This window comes from Pseudomonas sp. NPDC087817 (assembly GCF_044742875.1).
GTDB lineage: Bacteria > Pseudomonadota > Gammaproteobacteria > Pseudomonadales > Pseudomonadaceae > Aquipseudomonas.
The window spans coordinates 58,261-62,049 of record NZ_JBIUVJ010000029.1 but is presented as its reverse complement, the minus strand read 5'-3'; the positions used below and the strand labels follow the sequence as shown (position 1 = coordinate 62,049).

At 59.6% G+C, this 3,789-nt stretch carries 2 protein-coding genes; one reads left to right on the top strand and one right to left on the bottom strand.

Features of this window, described 5'->3' with window-relative positions:
* A partial coding sequence (gene yihA, locus ACIONG_RS18580) for a ribosome biogenesis GTP-binding protein YihA/YsxC (RefSeq protein WP_401301779.1) occupies window positions 1–597 on the top strand: 597 nt, incomplete at its 5' end.
* Between the two features lie 408 nt (window positions 598–1,005).
* On the opposite strand, the gene polA is transcribed toward yihA, so the two are convergent.
* Window positions 1,006–3,789 (bottom strand): DNA polymerase I (gene polA, locus ACIONG_RS18575; protein WP_401301776.1); only part of this gene is annotated, 2,784 nt, incomplete at its 5' end.

Genomic DNA, 3,789 nt, shown 5'->3' with positions numbered 1-3,789 from the left:
ATGCTCAGTGCCGCCAAAGTCGATCAGTGCCCTGACGACGAGGGCTTTGAAGTGGCGTTCGCCGGTCGTTCCAACGCCGGTAAATCCAGCGCCCTGAACACTCTGACTCACGCCAGCCTGGCGCGGACCTCGAAAACTCCGGGTCGCACGCAGCTGTTGAACTTCTTCAAGCTAGACGATGATCGGCGTCTGGTCGACCTGCCGGGCTACGGTTATGCAAAAGTACCGATCCCGCTGAAGATGCACTGGCAGCGTCACCTTGAGGCTTACCTCGGTGGCCGCGAGAGTTTGAAGGGTTTGATTCTGATGATGGACATCCGTCATCCAATGACCGACTTCGACCTGCTGATGCTCGACTGGGCCGTTGCCGCCGGCATGCCGATGCACATTCTGCTGACCAAGGCCGACAAGCTGACCTACGGCGCAGCCAAGAACACCCTGCTCAAGGTGCAGTCGGAAATTCGCAAGGGTTGGGGCGATCTGGTCACCATCCAGCTGTTCTCCGCACCAAAACGCATGGGCCTGGAAGAGGCCTACACTGTTCTGGCAGGCTGGATGGAACTGGCGGACAAAGGCGCCGAGGCGGCTGCCGAGTAAGACAATTTCAAAACTGTCTGTGGTGCTGGCAGGCAAGGCGAAAGCATCGCTAAAAAGCGGAGTTTAGGGGACCTAAATGAGCATTTTTAGCGGTGCTTTTAACGCAGCATGACGGCATCACAGCCAGTTTTGGGGCAAAAAAAGCCCCGGACTTCATTGGGGAGGGAGAAGTTCCGGGGTTTAAGTTCCGAACCGCTAGGGCGGGGTTCAGATATCTGCCAACACTTAACACAACATAGGAGCATCGAAGGGCTTCACCAGCCATTCAGTAACTCTGAGTAGTGTCCTTCCAGATTAGTTCAGAATTTTTTCAAAAAGCTTTGGAATAATCCCAAGTGCTTTTCGAAATAAGCAGGTTCTACCGGCTCTACCGCGACGTTGTGTCGCGGCAGAACCATTTCAAATGGCTCAGTGAGCCTCATCCCAATTGTTGCCCACACCCACTTCGACCAGCAGCGGCACATCCAGTTTCGCCGCTTCGCTCATGTGCACACGAATCTCGGCGCTGACCTGCTCGACCAGATCCTCGCGGACTTCCAGCACCAGTTCATCGTGCACCTGCAGGATGACTCTGGCGTCCAGCCCGGATGTCGCCAGCCAGTTATCCACCGCGACCATGGCTTTCTTGATGATGTCTGCTGCGGTGCCCTGCATCGGCGCGTTGATCGCGGTGCGCTCGGCGGCAGCGCGTTCCTGCGGCTTGTTCGAGTTGATCTCCGGCAGATACAGGCGACGACCGAAGAAGGTCTCGACATAGCCTTGATCCGCCGCTTGGGCGCGGGTGCGATCCATGTACTCGCGAACGCCTGGATAACGCGCGAAGTAGGTGTCGATGTAAGCCTTGGCGGTCTTGGTGTCGACGCCGATGTCCTTGCCGAGCTTCTGCGCGCCCATGCCGTAGATCAGGCCGAAGTTGATCGCCTTGGCGCCACGGCGCTGGTCGGAAGTCACTTCGTTGAGTTCGACCTTGAACACTTCGGCAGCGGTGGCGGTGTGCACGTCGAGGTTGTTGCGGAAGGCGTTCATCAAGCCTTCGTCCTTGGACAGGTGGGCCATGATCCGCAGCTCGATCTGCGAATAGTCCGCCGCCAGCAGTTTGTAACCTTTTGGCGCGACGAAGGCCTGACGGATACGCCGGCCTTCAGCGGTACGCACCGGAATGTTCTGCAGGTTCGGATCACTGGAGGACAAACGCCCGGTCGACGCCACCGCCTGGTGATACGAGGTGTGGATGCGCCCGGTACGCGGATTGATCTGCTCCGGCAGGCGATCGGTGTAGGTGCTTTTCAGCTTGCTCATCGAGCGGTGCTCCATCAGCACCTTCGGCAAACGGTGATCGTCTTCAGCGAGCTTCGCCAGCACTTCTTCAGCGGTGGACGGCTGGCCCTTGGCGGTCTTCTTCAGCACTGGCAGGCCGAGTTTTTCGTAGAGAATCACGCCCAACTGCTTCGGTGAGCCGAGGTTGAATTCTTCCCCGGCGATTTCGAAGGCTTCGCGCTCCAGCGCGACCATTTTGTTGCCCAACTCGATGCTCTGGATGCCGAGCAGCTCCGCATCGACGAATGCGCCTTGGCGCTCGATACGTGCAAGAACGGGCACAAGTGGAATTTCGATGTCGGTCAGCACGCTGGCCAGACTCGGGATGGCGCTGAGCTTTTCGAACAAGGTCTGGTGCAGACGCAGAGTGATGTCGGCGTCTTCGGCGGCATACGGCCCGGCCTGTTCCAGGGCGATCTGGTCGAAGGTCAGTTGCTTGGCGCCTTTGCCGGCGATGTCCTGGAAGCTCACGGTGGTGTGCTCCAGGTACTTCTGCGCGAGGCTGTCCATGTCGTGGCGGGTGGCGGTGGAGTTGAGCACGTAGGACTCAAGCATCGTGTCGAAGGCGATGCCACGCACGGTGATGCCTTGGCTCTGATCGCCGCCGATGGCGCAGTTGGCCAAAATGTTCATGTCGAACTTGGCGTGCTGGCCGACCTTGAGCTTGCTTGGATCTTCGAGGATCGGCTTGAGCGCGCGCAGCACGGTGTCGCGATCCAGTTGTTCCGGCACGCCGATGTAGGAGTGGGTCAGCGGAATGTACGCGGCTTCGTTGGCCTGCACGGCGAACGACAGACCGACCAGTTGCGCTTGCTGTGCGTCGATGCCGGTGGTTTCAGTGTCGAAGGCGAACAGCTTGGCGTTGTTGAGCTTTTCCAGCCAGACGTCGAAACGTGTCTGATCAAGGATGGTTTCGTACGCAGCTTCAGCGGGAGCGGCAGGCGCTTCTTCTGCTGGCGCGCTGAACAGATCACCCGCCAGCGCAGGCTCGGCGGCAGCGCTCAGTTCCAGACGTTTGGCGTCGCGATCCAGATCATTGATCCAGCTTTTGAATTCCAGCAGGGTGTACAGCTCGTAAAGCTTGGCCGGGTCTTCCGCGCCCATTTGCAGGTCGTCGAGTTCGACGTCCAGCGGCACGTCGACCTTGATGGTCGCCAGTTGGTAGGAGAGGAACGCCATCTCCTTGTGCTCTTCGAGCTTGGCCGGCAGGGTTTTCGCGCCGCGAATCGGCAGGGTCGGCACGATGTCGAGATTGGCGTACAACTCAGTGAGGCCGCCGTTGACGCCGACCAGCAGGCCGGAAGCGGTCTTCGGGCCGATACCGGGAACGCCCGGGATGTTGTCGGACGAATCGCCCATCAGCGCCAGATAATCGATGATCTGCTCCGGTGCGACGCCGAATTTCTCCTTCACGCCTTCCACATCCATCGAGCTACCGGACATGGTGTTGACCAAGGTAATGTGGCCATCGACCAGTTGCGCCATGTCCTTGTCGCCGGTCGAAATGATCACCGGTCGATCCGCCGCTGCGCTGCTGCGGGCCAGGGTGCCGATTACGTCGTCAGCCTCGACGCCTTCCACGCATAGCAGCGGGAAGCCGAGGGCGATCACGCTCTGATGCAGCGGCTCGATCTGCACGCGCATGTCGTCGGGCATGCTTGGGCGGTTGGCTTTGTACTCGGCGTACATCTCATCGCGAAAGGTCCCGCCCTTGGCGTCGAAGACCACGGCGAACGGGCTGTCCGGGTACTGCTTGCGCAGACTCTTGAGCATGTTCAGCACGCCTTTGACCGCACCGGTCGGCAGGCCTTTGGACGTGGTCAGCGGTGGCAGGGCGTGGAAAGCGCGGTACAGGTAAGACGAACCGTCCACCAG